Consider the following 4,339-nt stretch of genomic DNA (forward strand, 5'->3'; position numbering starts at 1 on the left):
TTTCGTTTCGTGAACGGCCAGTTCGCGATGATCGGTCTGGAAGTGGAGGGCAAGCCGCTGCTGCGCGCCTATTCCATGGCCAGCGCCAATTACGAGGACGATCTGGAATTTTTCTCGATCAAGGTTCCCGACGGCCCGCTGACTTCGCGTCTCCAGCATCTCAAGGTCGGCGACACCGTTCTGGTCGGCCGCAAGCCGACCGGCACGCTGGTCCAGCCGAGCCTGCTGCCCGGCAAGCGGCTTTACATGTTCTCGACCGGCACCGGCATCGCGCCCTTTTCGAGCGTCATCAAGGATCCGGAGGTCTATGACCTGTACGATCACCTGATCCTGGTTCACGGTTGCCGCGAGATCTCCGAATTGCAATATGGACTCGATATTGTCGCGGCGGCCAAGTCGAATGAGTTCTTCGGCGAGATCGTCCAGGAAAAGCTGATCCATTACCCGACCGTGACCCGCGAACCCTATCGTTATCAGGGCCGCATCACCGATCTGATCGAAAACGGCAAGTTTTTCGCGGATATCGGCCAGCCGCCGCTCAATCCGGCGGAAGACCGCGTGATGATCTGCGGCAGCCCGGGTCTGCTGCGCGATCTGGTGCGCATGTTGGAGGAGCGCGGCTTCCGCGAAGGCTCCAGCGGCGATCCGGCTTCTTATGTGATCGAAAAGGCCTTTGTCGAGACCTGACGCGAGGTCGCGCCCCGCGATCGATTTACTCGCCCGTCCAGGAATCGCCCCAGGCGCCAGGCGGCCTTCGGACGGAGGCCGGCTTGCCGTCGCGCGCCTCGACCTCCAGGAAATAGCGCAATTCGTCGGAATCGAGACCGGCGGCGCAGCGCCCGTTGAATTTGACCAGCGGGCCGTTGATCAGCGCCGGATCGACCGAGAGCTGCACCAGCGCCTCCTGCGGATTGAGGCGCAGCGGGTCGATCTCGCCCGAAAGCACGCGCGCGGCCGAAGAGTCGAACCATTCGGCGACCGGCCGTTCCGCGAAAAAGGCGCGCAAACCGGCGGGCGTCCAATGTTCCGCCGCTAAATCGAGCGTTTCGACCACATAGCCGGCAGAGGCGAGCATGGCCTGCTGCGCGCGATCCTTGACCGAACCGGTCCTTTGGTAAAAGACGACCTTTTTCATGGCCACATCCCTCGCGATCAGCAAAGAGCAAAGCAAAATCTAGGCCGTCAAGACGACAGGTCCATGAAGGCGATTTCGAGGCGGGCCCGGGGCGGGGCGGGGCGGAAATGAGTTTTTCTCATCTGAACAAGTCTTTGCCGCGCGCCGTCGCTATCTGGCGCGAACGTTTTCGCATAAACTAAACAATGTAAATTGATTCGATTTTCTTTTTGACGGGAGCCGACAGCTTGCGCCGTTCGCCCAAATCTTTCGTCGTCGAAGTCAAGCGCGCCCGCAAGGGCGTCGCCGCCAAGGCGTCGGGTTTCAGTCCGGCGGCGGCTTTGAGCGATCCGGAGGCTGTCGACGGGCGGCAGACCATCAACGCGCAGGAGCCTGCGGCGCAGCCGGAAACCCGGGCGCCAGCGCCCGTGCGACGCATTCTCGAATCCATCGCGCCGCCGGTCGTCCCGGCGGAAGCCGCGCTGGCGTCGGAAAGACCTCAGGCGGATCCGATTGTCGCGAAGGCGACGCCACGGGGCCGCAAGCCGAAAGCGGCGGCCAAATCGGGCGCGGTGTCTGAGTCGCCGCGCGCCGCAGCGAAGCCGCGCGCCAAGTCTGAGATGCGCGCCAAGCCTGAGACGCGTGTGAAGGCCGAGACACGTGTGAAGTCCGAGCCGCGCGTGACGTCTAAGCCCCGCGCCAAGTCTAAGCCGCGCATCGCGTCCGAGGCGCCGCTTTTCGTCCCCGAGCCTGTTCCGTTCCCTCGCGTCGTCCCCGCGCCGGCTTTGCAGGTCTCGCATTCCCACGTCTCAGCGTCCCACGTATCGGCTTCGCGCCTTCCTCATGGCGACCGCGACGAAGCCGCGCCCACGCCGCGCGGCGAACGCTGGAAGCGCCGCCGCCTGCCCAAAGCCCTCTGGTAGGTCAGATCGCGATCGGACGGAATTGCCCTTCCGCGTCGAGCTGCCGCGCGGAAAGCGCCATGCGGCGGTTTTCGGCGTCGAGATCGATCACATAATAGGCGGCGCGGCGCCTCGGATTGCGGCCGATCGACGAAGCCGAGCAAATGCCGAGCACGGGGATGGCGCCGCGCGGGCCCGGCAGGCTCTTCCGCGAGATCAGATGGCTGTGGCCGTGCAGGACCAGTTCGGCGCCCTCGCGCGCGAGAACTTCGGCAAAGGCGCCATGATCGCCGAGATTGCGGATGCCGCCGCCGCCGTCGACGGGCGGATGATGCAGCAGCACGACGCGGAGCTCGTCGCGGGTCTGGCGCAGGATATCCGCCAGCCGTTCGAGCTGTTGTGGGCCGAGCCGTCCCGCCGCGACGAAGGGGAGGGTCGGAACGCCGCTGCACAGGCCGATGATCGCCACGCCGTCGCGGCGGCGCAGATAGGGAAAATCCGTCACGCCCTCGTCGTCGCGCATCCAGGGGCTCAGATCGCGGGCGAGATGCGTCAGGCTGGAGCGCATATAGGTGTCGTGATTGCCCGGGGCGAGGCTGACGTCCTCGGGCGCGCCCAAAGTGCCGAGCCATTGCGCGGCGAGCGGAAACTCCGCCGGCAGCCCGATATTGCAGATGTCGCCGGTCATGGCGACATGATCCGGCCGTTGCGCCCGCAGATCGGCCACCAGCAGGCCCAGCGCCTCCATGTCATGGGCGCGATGGCGTCCGCGTCGCCAGTTGATATAGCCGGTGGCGCGCTTGCCGAGCAATTCGCGCCATTTCGGGCGCGGCAGCGGCCCGATATGGGCGTCGGAGAGATGGGCGAGGCGGAACATGCGGCCGGAGCTCACGCGCCGCCTATGAGAATGCCGACCGCCAGCACGACCGCGCCGCCGACCACGATCTGCGCGACGGCCTTCAGGAAGGGCGTGTCCATATAGCGCGCCCGGATATAGGCGATCGCCCAGAGTTCGAAGAAGACGACCACCCCGGCGATGCTGGTCGCCGTCCAGAAGGCGTGCGGCCAGGAGTCCGGCACCAGATAGGGCAGGGTGTGGCCAAGGCCGCCGGCCGACGTCATCGCGCCGCACACCAGGCCCCGGATGACGGGCGCGCCGCGCCCGGTCACGGAGCCATCGTCGGACAGGGCCTCGGCTATCGCCATGCTGATGCCGGCGCCGACCGCGGCGGCGAGGCCGACGAGAAAAGTGCTCCAGTTGTTCTGGGTGGCGAAGGCGGCGGCGAACAGCGGGGCGAGCGTCGAAACCGAGCCGTCCATCAGGCCGGCGAGGCCCGGCTGGACATATTGCAGCACGAACAATTTATGCGCGGTGCGGCCCTCCGCCTCGCGCGCGCTTTCGGTCAGGATCGCCTCGGCGAGGGCGTTGGCCCTTTCGCCATGACTCTTCTCGACCATGGCGAGATCGCCAAGCAGCTTGCGCACGCCGACATCCTGCGAGGCTTCCGCCGCCTGGAGGTAGAAGCGCTGCGAATCCGCCTCCATCGCCTCGGCCTGATGGCGGATCATGTCTAGCGGCAGGTTCTTGACGAGCCAGATCGGGCGGCGGCTGTAAAAGCCCTTGACGTCCTCGCGGCGGATCGCGGGCAGGTTCGAGCCGAAACGCGCCTGATAGATTTCCAGCAGGCGGCGGCGGTGGCCGTCTTCCTCGGCCGCCATGCCCTCGAAGACTTTCGACGTCGCCGGATAGCGGTCGGCCAGTTCTTCTGCGAAACTGGTGTAAATTCGGTTGTCTTCTTCCTCGGAGGCGATGGCGATGGCGAGAACCTCGCGTTGCGTGAGATCGGAAAAATTCTTCAGACTCATCACGTCACCCGATGTGGCGGGAAAGCCCTGACCGAACGGGGCCGCTCGCCTCGACGCTTCGCTTCGCACATGCAACCAAGCTATAGTTTGATTTTGAGGCTGAATCCAGTCGCGGAGTTTTGATGTCCGAAATGCAGTTTTGGCAAAAAATCGTTCGACAGGGACAGCGGGTCCACGGCTTGTTGCGGCGGCCGATGACGCTGGGGGTTCGCGCCATCGCGCTGAATGAGGAAGGCTGCGTCTTTCTGGTGCGCCACACCTATATTGCCGGCTTTCATCTTCCCGGCGGCGCCGTCGAAAACGACGAGACCGCCGTCGAATCCTTGTTGCGCGAGCTGGAGGAGGAGGGCGGCCTGAGCGCCGGCGAGCCGCCGCGCCTGATCGGCTTCTATCACAACCCGCGCCATTCGCGGCGCGATCACGTCGCGCTCTATCTGGCGCGCGGCGTGACCCAGGC

General features: G+C 65.4%; 6 protein-coding genes. 3 read left to right on the top strand and 3 right to left on the bottom strand.

Translation table 11 applies throughout. The annotated features are described in order from the left end of the window. A partial coding sequence (locus ACE3S9_RS15510; RefSeq protein WP_374547382.1) for a ferredoxin--NADP reductase occupies positions 1-687 on the top strand: 687 nt, incomplete at its 5' end. Positions 688-712: 25 nt separating this feature from the next. Here the strand turns inward: ACE3S9_RS15510 and ACE3S9_RS15515 are convergent. Continuing rightward, a complete protein-coding gene (locus ACE3S9_RS15515) occupies positions 713-1,135 on the bottom strand; it encodes a hypothetical protein (protein WP_374547383.1) in 423 nt (140 codons plus the stop codon). A gap of 227 nt (positions 1,136-1,362) precedes the next feature. Between ACE3S9_RS15515 and ACE3S9_RS15520 the strand changes: the two genes are divergently transcribed. Continuing rightward, on the top strand, positions 1,363-2,037 hold the full coding sequence (locus ACE3S9_RS15520) for a hypothetical protein (protein ID WP_374547384.1): 675 nt from the start codon (positions 1,363-1,365) through the stop codon (positions 2,035-2,037). 1 nt (position 2,038) lies between these two features. Here the strand turns inward: ACE3S9_RS15520 and ACE3S9_RS15525 are convergent, their stop codons facing one another. After that, positions 2,039-2,908, bottom strand: a complete 870-nt coding sequence (locus ACE3S9_RS15525) for a metallophosphoesterase (RefSeq protein WP_374547385.1) — start codon at positions 2,906-2,908, stop codon at positions 2,039-2,041. Next, positions 2,905-3,876, bottom strand: a complete 972-nt coding sequence (gene mbfA, locus ACE3S9_RS15530) for an iron exporter MbfA (protein WP_374547387.1) — start codon at positions 3,874-3,876, stop codon at positions 2,905-2,907. Before mbfA ends, ACE3S9_RS15525 begins: the two co-directional genes overlap by 4 nt. A 200-nt stretch (positions 3,877-4,076) precedes the next feature. Here mbfA and ACE3S9_RS15535 point away from each other — a divergent pair. Next, on the top strand, positions 4,077-4,339 hold a 263-nt coding region (locus tag ACE3S9_RS15535; protein ID WP_374547386.1), incomplete at its 3' end, for an NUDIX domain-containing protein.

Source organism: Rhodoblastus sp. (assembly GCF_041915505.1).
Lineage (GTDB): Bacteria > Pseudomonadota > Alphaproteobacteria > Rhizobiales > Beijerinckiaceae > Rhodoblastus.

Excerpts from the sequence above, each read along its gene's own strand:
- ACE3S9_RS15515 (WP_374547383.1), bottom strand. The coding sequence starts at position 1,135 with ATGAAAAAGGTCGTCTTTTACCAAAGGACCGGTTCGGTCAAGGATCGC.